The sequence below is a fragment of the Streptomyces lydicus genome (assembly GCF_001729485.1).
In the GTDB taxonomy this organism is placed as follows: Bacteria; Actinomycetota; Actinomycetes; order Streptomycetales; family Streptomycetaceae; genus Streptomyces; species Streptomyces lydicus_D.
The window spans coordinates 7,129,187-7,144,491 of record NZ_CP017157.1 but is presented as its reverse complement, the minus strand read 5'-3'; the positions used below and the strand labels follow the sequence as shown (position 1 = coordinate 7,144,491).

Annotated in this window: 18 protein-coding genes and 1 pseudogene; 8 read left to right on the top strand and 11 right to left on the bottom strand. The window is 71.0% G+C overall.

The genetic code is table 11. The annotated features are described in order from the left end of the window. Positions 1–63 precede the first annotated feature (63 nt). A complete protein-coding gene (locus tag SL103_RS30955) occupies positions 64–687 on the top strand; it encodes a maleylpyruvate isomerase N-terminal domain-containing protein (RefSeq protein WP_244304082.1) in 624 nt (207 codons plus the stop codon). A 62-nt stretch (positions 688–749) separates the two neighbouring features. Here the strand turns inward: SL103_RS30955 and SL103_RS30950 are convergent, their stop codons facing one another. Beyond that, the gene (locus tag SL103_RS30950; protein WP_069572261.1) at positions 750–1,763 is read right to left on the bottom strand and encodes a medium chain dehydrogenase/reductase family protein; all 1,014 of its coding nucleotides are present in this window, start codon (positions 1,761–1,763) and stop codon (positions 750–752) included. Positions 1,764–1,825: 62 nt separating this feature from the next. On the opposite strand from SL103_RS30950, the gene SL103_RS30945 reads away from it, so the two are divergent. Next, positions 1,826–2,296 (top strand): NUDIX domain-containing protein, encoded by a 471-nt coding sequence (locus SL103_RS30945; protein ID WP_069574263.1) that lies wholly within the window; start codon positions 1,826–1,828, stop codon positions 2,294–2,296. Between the two features lie 10 nt (positions 2,297–2,306). Here SL103_RS30945 and SL103_RS39690 read toward each other — a convergent pair. Next, a pseudogene (locus tag SL103_RS39690) lies at positions 2,307–2,384 on the bottom strand (peptide-methionine (S)-S-oxide reductase MsrA); the annotation flags it as partial. 186 nt (positions 2,385–2,570) lie between these two features. Between SL103_RS39690 and SL103_RS38125 the strand changes: the two are divergent. Further along, positions 2,571–3,464 carry a hypothetical protein gene (locus tag SL103_RS38125; RefSeq protein WP_164492917.1) on the top strand — a complete coding sequence of 298 codons (894 nt, stop codon included), beginning with the start codon at positions 2,571–2,573 and terminating at the stop codon, positions 3,462–3,464. A gap of 33 nt (positions 3,465–3,497) precedes the next feature. Further along, a complete protein-coding gene (locus tag SL103_RS39010) occupies positions 3,498–3,815 on the top strand; it encodes a DUF5958 family protein (protein WP_279631176.1) in 318 nt (105 codons plus the stop codon). A 648-nt stretch (positions 3,816–4,463) separates the two neighbouring features. On the opposite strand, the gene SL103_RS30940 is transcribed toward SL103_RS39010, so the two are convergent. From SL103_RS30940 to SL103_RS30925, 4 genes are all read right to left on the bottom strand, one after another. Then, a complete protein-coding gene (locus SL103_RS30940; protein ID WP_069572260.1) occupies positions 4,464–4,736 on the bottom strand; it encodes a hypothetical protein in 273 nt (90 codons plus the stop codon). Beyond that, positions 4,733–5,086 carry a DUF6247 family protein gene (locus tag SL103_RS30935; RefSeq protein WP_069572259.1) on the bottom strand — a complete coding sequence of 118 codons (354 nt, stop codon included), beginning with the start codon at positions 5,084–5,086 and terminating at the stop codon, positions 4,733–4,735. The genes SL103_RS30940 and SL103_RS30935 overlap by 4 nt, the downstream gene beginning before the upstream one ends. A 156-nt stretch (positions 5,087–5,242) precedes the next feature. Then, positions 5,243–5,959, bottom strand: coding sequence for a peptide-methionine (S)-S-oxide reductase MsrA (gene msrA, locus SL103_RS30930; RefSeq protein ID WP_069572258.1), 717 nt, complete (start codon positions 5,957–5,959; stop codon positions 5,243–5,245). A gap of 171 nt (positions 5,960–6,130) precedes the next feature. Further along, positions 6,131–7,255: a hypothetical protein gene (locus SL103_RS30925; RefSeq protein WP_069572257.1), complete on the bottom strand. Its 1,125-nt coding sequence runs from the start codon at positions 7,253–7,255 to the stop codon at positions 6,131–6,133. A 146-nt stretch (positions 7,256–7,401) separates the two neighbouring features. Between SL103_RS30925 and SL103_RS30920 the strand changes: the two genes are divergently transcribed. Next, on the top strand, positions 7,402–8,562 hold the full coding sequence (locus tag SL103_RS30920; RefSeq protein ID WP_069572256.1) for a cystathionine gamma-synthase: 1,161 nt from the start codon (positions 7,402–7,404) through the stop codon (positions 8,560–8,562). 75 nt (positions 8,563–8,637) lie between these two features. Here SL103_RS30920 and SL103_RS39685 read toward each other — a convergent pair whose 3' ends face one another. From SL103_RS39685 to SL103_RS30905, 3 genes are all read right to left on the bottom strand, one after another. After that, positions 8,638–8,973 (bottom strand): hypothetical protein, encoded by a 336-nt coding sequence (locus SL103_RS39685; RefSeq protein ID WP_397733548.1) that lies wholly within the window; start codon positions 8,971–8,973, stop codon positions 8,638–8,640. Further along, positions 8,970–9,518, bottom strand: coding sequence for a sigma factor-like helix-turn-helix DNA-binding protein (locus SL103_RS30910; protein ID WP_069572255.1), 549 nt, complete (start codon positions 9,516–9,518; stop codon positions 8,970–8,972). Before SL103_RS30910 ends, SL103_RS39685 begins: the two co-directional genes overlap by 4 nt. Before the next feature lie 193 nt (positions 9,519–9,711). Next, positions 9,712–10,212 carry a MarR family winged helix-turn-helix transcriptional regulator gene (locus tag SL103_RS30905; RefSeq protein ID WP_069572254.1) on the bottom strand — a complete coding sequence of 167 codons (501 nt, stop codon included), beginning with the start codon at positions 10,210–10,212 and terminating at the stop codon, positions 9,712–9,714. Positions 10,213–10,375: 163 nt separating this feature from the next. Between SL103_RS30905 and ilvA the strand changes: the two genes are divergently transcribed. From ilvA to SL103_RS30890, 3 genes are all read left to right on the top strand, one after another. Further along, positions 10,376–11,656, top strand: coding sequence for a threonine ammonia-lyase (gene ilvA, locus SL103_RS30900; protein ID WP_069572253.1), 1,281 nt, complete (start codon positions 10,376–10,378; stop codon positions 11,654–11,656). Positions 11,657–11,934: 278 nt separating this feature from the next. Then, positions 11,935–12,990 (top strand): ATP-binding cassette domain-containing protein, encoded by a 1,056-nt coding sequence (locus tag SL103_RS30895; protein ID WP_069572252.1) that lies wholly within the window; start codon positions 11,935–11,937, stop codon positions 12,988–12,990. A gap of 5 nt (positions 12,991–12,995) precedes the next feature. After that, the gene (locus SL103_RS30890) at positions 12,996–13,865 is read left to right on the top strand and encodes an ABC transporter permease (RefSeq protein WP_069574261.1); all 870 of its coding nucleotides are present in this window, start codon (positions 12,996–12,998) and stop codon (positions 13,863–13,865) included. 178 nt (positions 13,866–14,043) lie between these two features. On the opposite strand, the gene greA is transcribed toward SL103_RS30890, so the two are convergent. Both greA and SL103_RS30880 read right to left on the bottom strand, forming a co-directional pair. Beyond that, complete coding sequence (greA, locus tag SL103_RS30885; RefSeq protein ID WP_069572251.1) at positions 14,044–14,541, bottom strand: transcription elongation factor GreA; 498 nt, start codon at positions 14,539–14,541, stop codon at positions 14,044–14,046. A 255-nt stretch (positions 14,542–14,796) separates the two neighbouring features. Then, entirely contained in the window at positions 14,797–15,207 is a 411-nt protein-coding gene (locus SL103_RS30880; RefSeq protein ID WP_069574260.1) for a DUF4307 domain-containing protein, read from the bottom strand. Positions 15,208–15,305: the final 98 nt, after the last annotated feature.

Genomic DNA, 15,305 nt, shown 5'->3' with positions numbered 1-15,305 from the left:
ACCGGCCGCCCGGCCTTGTACTCTTCCCGGATGTCACAGTTCGTCGGACCGCAAGCAATACCGGTGAGCGGGAGCGATGTCCGCCGGGCCGTCGCCCACTGCGTCGATACCCTCACCGGCGTCCCCGCGGACCAATGGCAGGGCAGGGCCGGCAGCCTGGAGTGGACGTGCTGGGAGACCCTGGAACACCTCGCGGACGATCTGCTCACCTACGCACTGCGGTTCGGCCTCGCGCAGCCGATGGACGTGCCACGGGTGCCGCTGCGTGTCTCCCGTGACCGACCCCAGGGGCCGGCCAACGTCATCTTCGGCGACAAGGAGGCGGGGCCCGAGGGACTGCTGACCGTCGTGACGGCGTGCGGCGGACTGCTCGCGACCGCCGTCGACACCGCGGCACCCACCGCCCTGGCCCCGCACGTCTTCGGCGCCGCCGACCCGGAGGGATTCGCGGCGATGGGCGTCGTCGAGACCCTCGTCCACACCCACGACATCGCTCAGGGCGTGCACCGCGCCTGCGAGCCCCCGCATGACCTGAGCGAGCGCGCCCTCGCCCGGCTCTTCCCCGACGTACCCCTCACCGGTACCCCGTGGTCAACCCTCCTGTGGGCCACCGGCCGCCTCGAAACACCCGAGCGACCCCGCCGGACGGACTGGCGCTGGTACGGCGCCCCGCGCGGCGCCGGCTGACCGCGCCACGCACCCGCCGCGGCGGCCCCGGGACGGAGGACATGGATGCCGACCGACACCCCCTAGGGCACGAGCACGAGCTTTCCGGTGGCTGCCGAGCGGTCGAGGAGCTCGTGAGCGCGACGAGCGTCCGTCAGCGGCAGGCGCTCGGCCACGACCGGGTGGATCTCGCCACGGCGCAGCAGATCGAGCAGCACGTGCAAGTCCTCCCGGAACCAATGCTGGTGGCGGAGGCGCAGCTTCTGGATCCGGTAGGAGAGCACCCGCCGACGGGGCGAGAGCAGGCCCAGGAGCGCGACGCTCGCGGTAGCCGCGTACCACTCGATCACCGCTCGCCAATCCTTGTGCCCGTGCGCGAGCGTGGCGTAGCGGCCGAACACGACAAGCCTGCCGCCGGGCCGCAGCGCGCGGAAGGAGCGAAGCGACACCGCGCCACCGATCCCGTCGAGCACCACGTCCACGCCGTTCCCGGTCAACTCGCGCACCCGACGGACGAAATCCTCAGTGCGGTAGTCGATCGCCACCGCGCCGAGCCGCTCCACCGCGGCGCGGTCACGAGCTGAAGCGGTCCCGTAGAGGCGAAGCCCGGCCGGCGCTCCGAGTTCGAGGACCGCCGTGCCCACCCGGCCGGCCGCCCCGTGCACCAGCACCGTCTCCCCACGCTTCACCAGCGCCGTACGGTGCAGCAGTTGGTAGGCGGTCATGTAGGGAAAGACGAGGCTCACGACCTCCGCCGGATCGAGGTCCTCGGGCACCTCGACCGCGTACGCCTCCGGCACGCAGACGCGCTCCGCGTCGGCACCCCATACCGTCAGGGCTCCGATGCGGTCTCCCACGCGCAGCCTCCAGCACCCCGGACCGAGCTCCTCGACCACGCCGACGAGCTCGTACCCGGGCGTGAAGGGCGGCTTGGGCCCACCGAGATACGTGCCGGCCCGCAACTGCGCATCGGTGAACGACACACCGGCGGCCAGTACCCTGACGCACACTTCCCCGGGCCCCGGTACGGGATCGTCGTCCTCCGTCACCCTCAAAACCTCGGGCCCGCCGAAGTGGTCGACGACGACACGCTTCACCACTTAAGCCTATGCAGGCCGCACCGCCCCCGCATCCGATCCCGTGCTGCCGAGGAGTGAACCTGTCGCGTACCGAGTACTACGACGATCCCGACGCCCCCGAGCCCAACAGCCTTGTCGTTGCCGCTTCGGCAGTGGTGACCGACGACGAGGGCCGCATCCTGCTCCAGCGGCGCCGGGACAACGACCTCTGGGCGCTGCCCGGCGGCGGCATGGAGATGACCGACTCCCTTCCCGACGCCGCGGTCCGGGAGGTCAAGGAGGAGACCGGGCTTGATGTGGAGATCACGGGGCTGGTGGGGACGTACACCGATCCCCGTCACGTGATCGCCTATACGGACGGGGAGGTGCGGCGGCAGTTCAACGTGTGCTTCACCGCGCGCCTCGTCGGAGGGCAGCTCGCCCTCTCGGACGAGTCCACGGAGCTGCGGTTCATCCACCCCGACGAGATCGGCGGTCTCCCGATGCACCACACGCAGCAGCTGCGTATCCGGCACTTCCTGGAGCATCGGGACCGCCCCTACCTGGGGTGACGAGCCCGAGTCAGTCCCCGGCCGGAGCCACGCCCACCGGGCAGCTCACGCCCGTGCCGCCGATGCCGCAATAACCAGCGGGGTTCTTGCGCACGCGACAACGCTGCTTTGAGCGGCGGTCGACGTAGAGAGAGCTGCCCACCCCGCCAAGGGGCACTGAAAGAGCTCAACGATCCCCGGTCGACTGTCAGACTGCATGCTGGCTATCCAGGGGCGATCCTTTATATGGAGGAAGGCATCCCTCTGGCCGCCTATCAGAAGGTCACCGAGAGTCATGATCGTTATGACGGTTGTGTGGTCGCTCGTATTCGGAGCCGTAGTCGGAATTTTCGTGACCGCACTCTTCTATCGTCCTGGGGTAACACGAGGCCCAACGCGGCGTATGGTTCAAAAGATGCATGGATTAATTCTCATCATTTTCGGTGCAGTGTTCTGGGCAGTTGCCATTGGATGGATGTCGCTGGACCAAGGAAAATCCGCTACCGACAGCGCTTCCATGTGGGGCCTCGCCCCGGGCTACACGGTTGGCGCAGCATGGCTTGCAGTGAGGCGCTGGCGCCGTGCCCATCCAGTTGCCACAAGACAAGTGACGCTCCCGAGCCAAGTTTCAGGCAGGACGTCGTGGAGCCGGAAACGGCGAGCCGCTGTGCGGGCGGCAGACTACTTGATGGGCGTCGGCTTCATCCTGGTTGCATACTCGGCTGGCCTGCTTGTCGGGCCGTGGCTCAAGGCGAATGTCGCATCCTTACTCGCTCGATTCGGGCTGGGCGGACGATATCTAGACGAGATCTTTGTCATAGTGGGCGGAATTGCCTATTCTCAATTGATCACAGGCGGCGCTCTGAGGGCGCTTCAGGTAGCCCTGAAACATGACTGGGTGATATCTCGCGGAAATCACTACCTCCTGTTGGCGGTGCCGTTTATGGTCACGTTGATCTATGTATCCCTCTATGCAGCGGCCGGGGTGGTGCCGTTCCCCATTGGACTGATGGCTGGCTTGGCCATCAACTTGGTCGTCCTATTTGTGGGGTGGCGGTATACGACCGAGCGGCCAGCGGGCACGCTCAAGACCGTCCGGCGCGTGCGAGATAAAGCCCGCGAGAGCCGCCAGCGACGAGCGCACAACGCTCGTCGCGAAGGTCCGAACAGTTTCCCTCCCGGCCAGTAGCCTGACGCGCTACCTCGCCGGAGGGGTGGGGGCGTGTACGAGCGTGAGGTTGTCGTCAACGAGCTTGCCCAAGGGCTTCGTTCTATGGCGGAGGGCATGGAATGGTTCGTCGGCTGGCCGGAGGCCGAGCAACGTCTGGTCGTGAGGGAGCGTGGGCTTTTTTGCATCCAGGCACGCGCGACGAAGGACGACGCCCAGGAGGCCATCGCGCGCTCCGGCCTATGCCCGACGGCTATCGCCGGTGGCCGCGCTCCCGGTGAAGCTGACGGCTCTCCGGGCGGCGCTGCCCCCCATGCCGGGAATGCGCGACATGCTTCCGTGTCCCGTTGCGGAGAGCGTGTCGCGCCGTGATGACCTGTCCGATACCGCCCATCAGTACGCCAACGGCTGACACTCCTGCGATCGCCAGTGCCCAGATGGTGGTGGGGTCGGTGGGGCCGGCTGATCCCGGGGGCTGTGCCGCACCGCCTGTGATGCCGGTTGCGAAATACACCACGAGCGCGCCGACGCAGATGATGAAGGAGACGAGAGCAACGATCTTCCATCGCCGCGAAGCACGGAGTGCCTCTGGCCGGCGCTGATCCGTCGGCGCGGAATCTCGGGCCCAACGAGGCCAGTCAGGACGATTGGGCATCTGGCTCACCTCAAGTCGTCGCTCCTTCACCCTGGGCGCTTTTGCCGTTCGACATGGCTGGCAGGCCGATGGGCAACGTCGCTGAACGCATAACACCAGGGTGCGCTTTGGATCAGTTGCGTGCACGCCTGCTTGCGCGCGTCTGTTGCAGCGCCGCCCCGATCGATGCGTGGAGCTTGGGCGTCGATCGGGGCGATGGCGTCGTGTTCTTCCTCAGCCGTCGCGAGACGCTGCGCGGCTGTGTCCGGCTGCGGCCGCAGGAGTCAGCCTCCGACGGGAGCGATGCCGACCGGGCAGGACACCCCGGTCCCGCCGGGGCCCTCGTGTCAGGTAACCCCTGGTACGAGAGATGTTCAGTGCGATGGCTACAGAGCGTTGAACGGTGGCACGATACGGACGATGATGATCAGCGGGTCGCGCGGAGCCACCAGGAAGTAGAACCAGCCGCCAGCAGCGTCCATGCGGCGCAGTCCGCCCGGTCGGGGACCTTTGCCGAAGTCGCTGACGTCGATGCCTGTACTTGCAAGGTCGACGAGTTGGCCGGCCAGACGTTCCACTTCCGCCACCACGTGAACGGGGATGCCGTCCGATACATGGCGGTGGTCGGGGTTGTACTCCCAGCGCCAGTCAGCGCTCACCGGGTCGGGAGGCCGACGGCGGCGTGGGCTTCGTCCAGAATCCTGCCGATCTCGGAGGCGGCCTGCCGTGCCTGAGCCGCGTCGCCCGACTCGGCGGTGTCCTCCCACCGGCGGAGGTCCGCTGCAGCGTCGGGCCGACGCTGGATGTGGACATAGACAGCCCACTGAGCGATGAACCGCTGGAGCGGTGCCAGGTCGGAGCCCTGCCGGGACTGGTCGGCCGCTTGGTCCAACTCGCGGGTGAACGCCGGCAGCGCTGCGGGCGCGATCTGACTGATGGCCTGCCGCAGCGCGGCAACCGTGGCAGGGGGCTGGGGAATGAGTGGCTGCCCAGCGGCGGAGGTGGTCATGGCTGCTCCCACGGGCGCGATTCTGGTCCCGTGCGTCAGCGTATCGGGCGTGAGTGCTCTCCCTCCGCTCGAACGAGTGAGGGAGAGGCAATACGGCTACCAGCGCCCGTCCCGGCTTGGCGGGCGCGGCGGAGACCGACCGGCGCCTGGAGCGTTCTACTGCTCCGTGACTTCCGGGGCGGGCGCGATCCCCGTGGGGCAGGACCGACCCCAGTTCGTCTCCGACGGGGCACTCAGCTTGACCCCCGTGCCGCCGATGCCGCAGTAGCCCGCCGGGTTTTTGTCGAGGTACTGCTGGTGGTAGCCCTCGGCCGGGTAGAAGGGGCGGGTGGTGTCGGCGGGGAGGATTTCGGTGGTGATGTCGGCGTAGCCGGAGTTCTGGAGGACGGTGCGGTAGGCGTCGCGGGAGGACTCGGCGGCCTGTTGCTGGGCGGGGGAGTGGGTGTAGATCGCGGAGCGGTACTGGGTGCCCACGTCGTTGCCCTGGCGGAAGCCCTGGGTGGGGTCGTGGGACTCCCAGAAGAGCTTCAGGAGGGCCGTGTAGGGGACGACGGCCGGGTCGTAGACGACGCGTACGGCCTCGGTGTGGCCGGTGTGGCCGGTGCAGACCTCTTCGTAGGAGGGGTTCGGGGTGTGGCCGCCCTGATAGCCGACGAGGGTGGTCCAGACGCCCTCGGTCTGCCAGAACTTCCGCTCGGCGCCCCAGAAGCAGCCCAGGCCGAAATCGGCGATCTCCAGGCCGTCCGGGTAGGGGCCGAGGAGGGGGTTGCCGAGGACGGTGTGCCGGTCGGGGACGGCGAAGGCCCGCTCGGGGCGGCCTGCGAGCGCTTCCTCGGGGGTGGGGAGGTGGGTCTTGAAGCGGGAGAACAGCATCAGGATCAGGCTCCAGGGGCGGCACGGACGGGCGAGGGAGGGGAGGAGAGGGAGGGAGGGGGTGCGTGGCGGGCGGTGGTGGTTGTGGGGAGGGGCCGGTCACTCGTGAACGTCGGGTGGGGCGGTGACATTCCGCGCCGGGGGCCGGTGGCCGGTGATGCTTGCGGGGCTTTACGGGCGGTCCTGGGGGAAGCCGGTGGAGGTGCCGCCGAGTTGTTCCCAGCCGGCGATGGCCAGGGCACGGTAGGCGGCGTACTCGGCGGCGGGGCTGCGGCCGTAGGACCAGGGCACCGCGCCCACGTGGCCGTCGACGAGGCGGAGCTGCTCCATGGCCTCGGCGTAGCGCTCGGCGCGTACGAGGAACCAGACGAGCAGGTGCCGGACGTGCGGCGCCATGGGGTGGTCGGCGGGGGCCTTGCGGAGGGCGAAGTGGGCGCCCTCGATGGCGCGCTCGACGACCGCGCTCTGATAGAGGCTGCGGACCATGTTGGCCTCGGGGAGGTGCTCGTACACCGCGAAGAGGGGGAGGGCGGGGAGGAGGGTGCCGGCGGGGGCGCCGGCGGCGGCGCGTTCGGCGAACGCCTCGGCCTCCTGGCGGGAGCCGTGCCACTTCTGCGACCAGTAGGGGAGGGCGGCGAGGTGCGCGCCCATGTGCTGCGGGGCGCGCTGGACGACCTTGGACCAGAGCTCCTCGTAGTCGGCCGGGCGGTCGCCCAGGCCGCGGGCGGCGGCGAGCTCGATGATGTACGGGATCGGGCTGCCCGGGGCCAGCAGGCCCGCCTCGCGGCAGACCGTACGGGCCTCTTCGAGGATCATGCGGAAGTCCTGGGAGCCCGGGTCGCGCAGCGCCTGGACGACGAGGAACTGGGCGTGCGTCTGGGCGCCGCCGGGGTCCTTGGGCGCCTCCGAACGCCAGGTGCGCAGCCAGATGCCGCCGGTGCGGCGCCCGCCGTCCTGCGCTCCCTCGGCCAGCTCGAAGGCGGCGGCGCCGGCCAGCGTCTGCACCCGCTGCCAGCGGCGCTCCCAGTCGTCGCCGGTGGACTTCAGCAGGGCGGCCGCCGGGCGCCAGTCGTGCGTGCGGCGGATCTCGGCGAGCGCGTCCTCCAGCTCCTGGTCGGGGCCCGGCAGCCGTACGTCGAGCTGGTCCAGCGGTACGAAGCCGTAGCCCGCCATCGGGTCGGAGGCCACCATCAGGCCCTGCCGGGTGTCCCGGACGGCTCGCCGGCGCCGCATCCAGGGGAGGAAGACGAGGCCGCCGAGCGCGAGCGCGGCGAGGAGAACCAGCAGAGCGTCCATGTGGGGTGTCCTGTACCTGAGACCTGTGATCCGGAGCCGTTGACCTGTGGCCGGGGGTGGGAGGCGGCTTCTCGTATGTATCCACTATCAAGCGAACCAGAAAGTTCCGGGAAGGCCGGTCGCGCGGGCGACTACCCTCGGCAGGCATGAGCGAACAGCGCGACCAGCGCCACCAGCACTTTGAGACCCTCGCCATCCACGCAGGTCAGGAGCCCGACCAGGCCACCGGCGCGGTGGTGCCGCCCATCTACCAGGTATCCACTTACAAGCAGGACGGCGTGGGCGGGCTGCGCGGCGGCTACGAGTACAGCCGCAGCGCCAACCCGACCCGTACCGCCCTGGAAGAGAATCTCGCCGCCCTCGACGGCGGCCGCCGTGGCCTGGCCTTCGCCTCCGGCCTCGCCGCCGAGGACTGCCTGCTGCGGTCCCTGCTGTCCCCCGGGGACCACGTGGTCATCCCGAACGACGCCTACGGCGGAACGTTCCGGCTCTTCGCCAAGGTCGTCGAGCGGTGGGGCGTGGAGTGGTCGGTGGCCGACACCTCCGACCCGAAGGCCGTACGCGAGGCGCTGCGGCCCCGTACGAAGGTGGTCTGGGTGGAGACGCCCAGCAACCCCCTGCTCGGCATCACCGACATCGAGGCGCTGGCCGGCATCGCCCGTGAGGGCGGCGCCCGGCTCGTCGTCGACAACACCTTCGCCAGCCCCTACCTCCAGCAGCCGCTCGCCCTCGGCGCGGACGTGGTGGTGTACTCCACCACCAAGTACATGGGCGGTCACTCGGACGTGGTCGGTGGCGCCCTGGTCGTCAACGACGACGCCCTCGGCGAGGAACTCGCCTTCCACCAGAACGCGATGGGTGCGATCGCCGGCCCCTTCGACGCCTGGCTGGTGATGCGCGGCATCAAGACGCTGGCCGTCCGCATGGACCGGCACAGCGCGAACGCGGCGCGCGTCGCGGAGTTGCTCGCCTCGCACAAGAAGGTGACCCGCGTCTACTACCCGGGACTGGCCGAGCACCCGGGCCACGAGATCGCCGCCAAGCAGATGCGCTCCTTCGGCGGCATGGTGTCGTTCCAGGTCGCGGGCGGTGAGCAGGCGGCGGTCGAGGTGTGCAACCGGGCCCAGCTGTTCACCCTCGGCGAGTCGCTGGGCGGCGTCGAGTCGCTGATCGAGCACCCGGGACGGATGACCCACGCCTCGACGGCCGGTTCCGCGCTGGAGGTCCCCAACGACCTGGTACGCCTCTCGGTCGGCATCGAGTCCGCCGACGACCTGCTGGCCGACCTCACCCAGGCGCTGGGCTGAAGCCGGAAGTCGGACGCACGCCGGCGTCGGTGAGCCCGCCCGGCCCGGCGGGCTGACCGGCGTCGCGGCCGTGCTTCACCACCCCTCCGCGGGAGGGGTGGTGTGAGCCGGCGGCGGCAGCCAGGGCCGGCTCACCGCGAGCCAGGCCAGTGCCGCCAGCGCCAGCACCGCGAGGAGCCAGCCGACGCGGCGCAGCAGCCGGCGGTGGGCGAGGAACCGGCGGCCCCGGGCGAGGGCCCGGGCGGCGAGGTCGGGCGGTACGGGCGGACGCGGCCCGGCCAGCATCCGCCGTACCTCGGTCTCCTTGCGGTCGGGTACCCCCGCCCCGGGGAGACCGACGGCCTCGGGGTCGAGCGCGGGCGGGCCGGAGGACCCCGCGCCGCCGGGCGGAGGTGAGCCGGGCGGGATCACGAGGCGGCCGGCTGAGGTCGTGGATCCGGCCGGTCCGGTCCGCCGGCCCCCGGTCCGCCGGCCCCTCGCCGCCCCGCATCCGGTCCGCCGGCCGGTGCCGGCTCCGGGTGGTGGCTGCGCAGCTCCGCGAGCGCGCGCAGGCACAGGGCGTGCACGCGCTCCGCGGGCAGGCCGAGTTGGGCCGCGGTCTGTTCCTCGGCCTCGCCCTCGTGCAGCCGCAGGACCAGCACCAGCCGCTCCTGCGGGGAGAGCGGGCCGGTGAGCCCGCCCCGGGGGCCGCGGTGCCGCCGGGCGGTGCGGGCGAAGCGGGCGGCCATCTCCTCGCGGACGCGTGCGTACGGATCCTCGCCGCGCAGCCGGTGCCAGACGGCGTACGTCCGCGCCAGTGCGTAGGTCAGCAACTCCTCGGCTGCCGGGGCGGGGCGGGACGCCGGTTCACCGGTCAGCAGGGCGGCGGCGTGCAGCAGCCGGCCCGCCGTGCCCGCCACGAACGACTCGAACTCCCGGTCCTGGCGGCGTTGCCGCGCCGGCCGCCGCTCTCGCACCGCGCCTCCCGGATGACGGACACCCGACCCCTGGGCTCCTATGGCACGGCAGCGCGGCCACCCGGTCAAGAGGCGTGACGGTTTGGTCAGAAGACGTGACGGACCGCGTGGCGGGGGAGCGGCGTGCTCCCGGCCACGCGGCCCGGCGTCCGATGTCCTGCCCGAGGGGCGGCGCGTCTCCGGCCGCCCTCCCTCAGGAGGACTGACCCGTAGGCGTCAAGGAGGCGGTGATGTCGGAGAGGGAGGCGTTGAAGCGCGTCAGGAGCGTGGTGAAGGCCGCGCGCTCCTCCTCGGACCACTCCTCCGTCACCAGGGCCATCAGCGCGCGGCGCGAGGCGCGCACCTCGTCCAGCCGGGCGTGTCCGCGCTCGGACAGCTGGAGCACCACGGCCCGCCCGTCCTCGGGGTGGGTGGCGCGGCTGACCAGCCCGGAGTCGACCAGCGGGGCGACCTGCCGGGTGACCGTCGAGGAGTCGATGCCCATGCCGGCGGCCAGCGCCTTGACCCCCATCGGACCTTCCTGGTCCAGGCGGTTGAGCAGCAGGTAGGCGGCGCGGTCCATGGAGTTGCGCGCCTGCCCGACGCCGCCGAGCCGGCTCTGTTCTGCGCGGCGGGCGAAGACGGCCACTTGGTGCTGCAGCGCGTCGAGAAGAGCGGGGTCGGTGTGGGTCGTCATGTCCGAAGAGGTGGGCATGGCCGGGTGCTCGCTTCATGGGATGCGTACGGATTGGGGGACAGCGTACGCGGACGCGGCGCACCGTGTACCTGCGCTGTCCATTCCGACAACGCGCCGTAACCCCTGGGTGGTGCCCGCGGCCGGGCGGGCCCGCCGCGGGGCGAACTGCGAGACTGGCGGCATGGCCGCTCAATCGCCGCGTACGCCGCACGAGACCTCCGCCTCCGCCCACCGCGCCGACGCCCCGCCGGCCGCCGACGCCCCGATCACGGTCGAGGACGTGCGCGAGGCACACAAGATGCTCTCCGGGGTCTCCCGTGCGACCGCGATGGAGGGCAGCCGCTATCTGTCCGGACTGGTCGGCGCGCCCGTGCACCTCAAGTGCGAGAACCTCCAGCGCACCGGCTCGTTCAAGATCCGCGGCGCGTACGTGCGGATCGCCGGGCTCTCCGCGGAGGAGCGGGCGGCCGGCGTGGTGGCCGCGAGCGCGGGCAACCACGCCCAGGGCGTCGCCCTCGCGGCGTCCCTGCTGGGCGTGCGCTCCACGGTCTTCATGCCGGTCGGGGCCCCGCTGCCCAAGGTGGCCGCGACCCGCGAATACGGCGCGGAGGTACGGCTGCAGGGCCAGGTGGTGGACGAGACGCTGGCCGCCGCCGAGGAGTACGCGCGCGAGACCGGCGCGGTCTTCATCCACCCCTTCGACCACCGCGACATCATCGCCGGTCAGGGCACGGTCGGCCTGGAGATCCTCGAACAGTGCCCGGAGGTGCGGACCGTCGTCGTCGGGGTGGGCGGCGGCGGACTCGCGGCGGGCATCGCGCTCGTGGTCAAGACGCTGCGGCCGGACGTGCGGGTCGTCGGGGTGCAGGCGGCGGGCGCGGCCTGCTACCCGCCGTCGCTGGCGGCCGGGCGTCCGGTGGCGGTCGAGAGGCTGTCGACGATGGCGGACGGCATCAAGGTCGGGCGGCCGGGCGAGGTGCCCTTCGGGATCGTCCAGGGAATGGTGGACGAGGTCCGTACGGTCTCCGAGGACCAGCTCTCCAGCGCGCTGCTGCTGTGTCTGGAGCGGGCGAAGCTGGTGGTGGAGCCGGCCGGGGCGAGCCCGGTGGCGGCGCTGCTCGCCGACCCGGAGTCCTTCGAGGGGCCGGTGGTGGCGGTGCTGTCCGGCGGCAACGTCGACCCGCTGCTGCTCCAGCGCATCCTGCGGTTCGGCATGGCCGCCGGGGGCCGCTACCTGTCGCTGCGGCTGCGGCTGACGGACCGGCCGGGGGCGCTGGAGACGCTGCTCAGTGTGCTGACGGCGGTCGACGCGAACGTCCTCGACATCGGTCACGTGCGGACCGACCCGCGGCTCGGGCTGACCGAGGTCGAGGTGGAGCTGCATCTGGAGACCAAGGGCCCGGTGCACTGCGACGAGGTGCGCGCGGCGCTCGCGGACGCGGGATACGTGGTCGCGGAGTAGCGGAGTAGCGCGCCGGGGACCGTCGGCCGGGGGCCCGGTGCGGCGCCCGGGGCTCGCGGGGGAGTGCCGGCGGAGTGGTTGCCGTATGGCGTGACGGAATCCCGCATTCATATCGCGATGTATCGCGTTTCCGAGTAGCATCCCGGTGACGGGGTGCCGCCGACCGTGTTCGGCGATCGGCTACGGCGTTCCGGAGGCGACTTATGCCCGCAGAGCAGGCATGGGCCGCCAAACGTAATATTCGACCTGGAACTGACCCAAGCCATGGGAGTACCCATATGCCAGGCGCCATTTACGCCGAAGGTCTGGTGAAGACCTTCGGCGACGTGAGGGCACTGGACGGCGTCGACCTCGACGTTCCCGAAGGAACCGTCCTCGGAATGCTCGGCCCCAACGGTGCCGGCAAGACCACCGCCGTACGGGTCCTGACGACCCTTCTCCGGCCCGACCGGGGCACGGCACACGTTGCCGGCATCGATGTCCTCGCCCACCCCGACAAGGTGCGCCGCTCGATAGGTCTGTCCGGCCAATTCGCCGCCGTGGACGAGTACTTGACCGGCCGCGAGAACCTGATGATGGTCGGTCAGCTCTACCAGATGAGCGGCCGGGACGCCAAGCGCCGGGCCGTCGAGCTGCTGGAGCGCTTCAACCTGGGCGACGCCGCCGACCGCACCGCCAAGACCTACTCCGGCGGCATGCGCCGCCGGCTCGACCTCGCGGCCGCACTGGTCGTCAGCCCGCCCGTGATGTTCATGGACGAACCGACCACCGGCCTCGACCCGCGCAACCGCCAGGCACTGTGGGACGTCATCCAGGAACTGGTCGCGGGTGGCACGACGCTGCTGCTCACCACCCAGTACCTGGAGGAGGCCGACCGCCTCGCGCACGACATCTGCGTCGTCGACCACGGCAAGGTCATCGCCCGTGGCACCTCCGACCAGCTCAAGGCGCGCACCGGCGGTGAGCGCGTCGAGGTCGTGGTGCACGCCCCCGAGCACCTCACCGTCGCCGAGGAGGTCCTGCGGGGCTTCGGCAAGGGCGAGGGGACGGTCGAGCCGCACACCCGCAAGCTCACCGTTCCGGTGGCCGGCGGCGCCAAGCTGCTCGCCGAGGTCATCCGCGAGCTGGACACCCGGGGCGTGGAGATCGACGACATCGGACTGCGCCGCCCCACCCTCGACGACGTGTTCATAGCGCTGACCGGGCACGCGGCGGAGACGGCCGAGGCCGCCGGGGCCGCGGACGGGAACGGCGATACCGGCCCGGCGAAGGGTGCCGGCGGCGAGGGCGCCGGCACCGCCGGCCTCGGACGGCAGAAGGAGGGCGTGAAGTGACCACGGTGACCGGAACGGCCGGTGGCGCACCCGCCCCGGCCCCGCAGGCCCGCAGCGGTGTCAGCCGCTCGGTGCGCGACTCGCTCGTGGTCGCCAAGCGCAATCTGATCCGGATGATGCGGATCCCCGAAGTGGTGATCTTCGGGCTGATCCAGCCGATCATGTTCGTGGTGCTGTTCACGTACGTCTTCGGCGGTTCGATCAACATCCCCGGCGCCCCGGTCGGCGACGCCCAGGCGTACCGCGAGTTCCTGATGGCCGGCATCTTCGCGCAGACCGTCACCTTCGCCACGGCGGGGGCGGGCGCCGGTATCGCCGACGACATGCACAAGGGGCTCATCGACCGGTTCCGGTCGCTGCCGATGTCGCGCGGCGCGGTGCTCACCGGGCGGACCCTCGCCGACCTCGTACAGACCGCGCTGACACTGGTGGTGCTGGCCGTCGTCGCGCTGCTGATCGGCTGGCGGACCCACGAGAGCCTCGCCGAGGTGCTGGCCGGCTTCGCCCTGCTGCTCCTGCTCGGCTACGCGTTCTCCTGGATCGGCGCGCTGATCGGGCTCTCGGTGCGGACGCCCGAGGCGGCCACCTCCGGCGGGCTGATCTGGCTGTTCCCGCTGACCTTCATCTCCAACGCCTTCGTTCCGGTCAACGGCATGCCGGTGTTCCTCCAGCACGTCGCGGAGTGGAACCCGTTCAGTGCGACGGTGGCCGCGGCCCGGGAGCTGTTCGGCAACACCATCGGCGGGCGGACCACGTCGGTGACCGGCGCCTGGCCGATGGAGCACCCGGTGATCGCGTCGGTGATCTGGTCGGTGCTGATCATCGCGGTCTTCCGGACGCTGGCGGTCCGCAAGTACCGCTCGGCCACCGCCTGAGCCCCTGGGGTGTACGGCCGCCACAGCCGGGCCACCGCGCCCGTACGGCGGCCCCTGGTGAGGCGGCGCACGGAAGCGGCCCGGAGCCTGGTGCTCCGGGCCGCTTCGCGATCCGTGGGGTGGGGGGGCCGTGGGACGCGGCCCCCGGCCGGTGTGCGGCACCGGCCGGTGCCGGCTCTCAGCCGGAGTACGGCTTGGCGTCGAGAATCTTGACGCTGGCCTTCTTGCCGTTCGGGAGCTCGTACTCCGCGTCGGCCCCGATCTTCTTGCCGTTCACGCCCGTGCCCAGCGGCGACTGCGGGGAGTAGGTCTCGATGTCCGAGCTCGCGTACTCCCGCGAGGCCAGCAGGAACTCAAGCGTGTCGTCCGGGTCCCCGTCGAACGCGATGGTGACGACCATGCCGGGAGCGACGACGCCGTTGGCGGCGGGGGGCTCGCCGACCTTCGCGGCCTGCAGCAGCTGGGTCAGCTGGCGCACGCGGGCCTCCTGCTTGCCCTGCTCCTCCTTGGCCGCGTGGTACCCGGCGTTCTCCTTCAGGTCACCTTCCTCGCGGGCCGCCGCGATCTTCTGGGTGATCTCGGCGCGTGCGGGACCAGACAGGTGCTCCAGCTCGGCCTTGAGCTGGTCATACGCCTCCTGGGTCAGCCAGGTGACGTTCTCGCTGGTCTGGGTCACAGGTGCTCCTCGTCGGTACTGGGGATAAATCAAACGCCCTACCAGGAAGGTTTGCGCCTTCTCGGGTGGGCGAAACCACGAGCCTAACAATTCCGGCACAAAACGGGGAAGAGGAAATTCACAGGGACCGCACAGGAACGCATCATCGCTGATCAGAGGCGGTCGCGACACGCCCTGTGACGAACCTGGCGCGCGTCGGACCGGGACGCGGTATCCGCCCCGGCGCGGGCGGCCGCCGAGGGCCGCCGTACGGCCTCAGCCGCCGGCCGACGCCGTGCAGCCGACGAGCACCGCGTTGGTCGCCCGCTTCGTCGTGCGCACCGTGACCTCGGTGTCCACCTGCTCCGTGCGCTGGTCCACGGTGACGTCCTTGCGGCCGACCTCGGAGCCGTCGTCGGCCTGCGAACGGAGCGTGCACACGCCCTTGTCGTCCGTGCCCTTGACGATCTCGAGATGCACCTTCACGGCGTGGTCGGAGACCGCGTCCCAGGTGATCACCCGGCCGCTGAGGTCCTGCCCGGCGATGTACGAGACGCCGGACCAGGCGACCACGCCCAGCAGCGCGGTGCCGAGCACCGCACCGATGATCTTGAGCTTGCGGTCCGCGCGCTGGTCCGCGGAGCGGCCGTAGCGTCCGTCGGGGAGCCCGTCGCGCACCGCGGTCATGATCATTCCTCCTGGTACGGGGACCCGGGCCGTGAACCCCCCGGGGGGTCCCCGCCCCAGGGAATACAGCGCCCCCTCGCTTCGGTCACTATAGGAGG

Bases quoted from the DNA above. Each gene is read 5' to 3' on its own strand.
- SL103_RS38125 (WP_164492917.1), top strand. From the start codon at position 2,571: ATGATCGTTATGACGGTTGTGTGGTCGCTCGTATTCGGAGCCGTAGTC.
- SL103_RS30935 (WP_069572259.1), bottom strand. From the start codon at position 5,086: ATGACCACCTCCGCCGCTGGGCAGCCACTCATTCCCCAGCCCCCTGCC.
- msrA (WP_069572258.1), bottom strand. From the start codon at position 5,959: ATGCTGTTCTCCCGCTTCAAGACCCACCTCCCCACCCCCGAGGAAGCG.
- SL103_RS30925 (WP_069572257.1), bottom strand. From the start codon at position 7,255: ATGGACGCTCTGCTGGTTCTCCTCGCCGCGCTCGCGCTCGGCGGCCTC.
- SL103_RS30920 (WP_069572256.1), top strand. From the start codon at position 7,402: ATGAGCGAACAGCGCGACCAGCGCCACCAGCACTTTGAGACCCTCGCC.
- SL103_RS30905 (WP_069572254.1), bottom strand. From the start codon at position 10,212: ATGCCCACCTCTTCGGACATGACGACCCACACCGACCCCGCTCTTCTC.
- ilvA (WP_069572253.1), top strand. From the start codon at position 10,376: ATGGCCGCTCAATCGCCGCGTACGCCGCACGAGACCTCCGCCTCCGCC.
- SL103_RS30895 (WP_069572252.1), top strand. From the start codon at position 11,935: ATGCCAGGCGCCATTTACGCCGAAGGTCTGGTGAAGACCTTCGGCGAC.
- SL103_RS30880 (WP_069574260.1), bottom strand. From the start codon at position 15,207: ATGACCGCGGTGCGCGACGGGCTCCCCGACGGACGCTACGGCCGCTCC.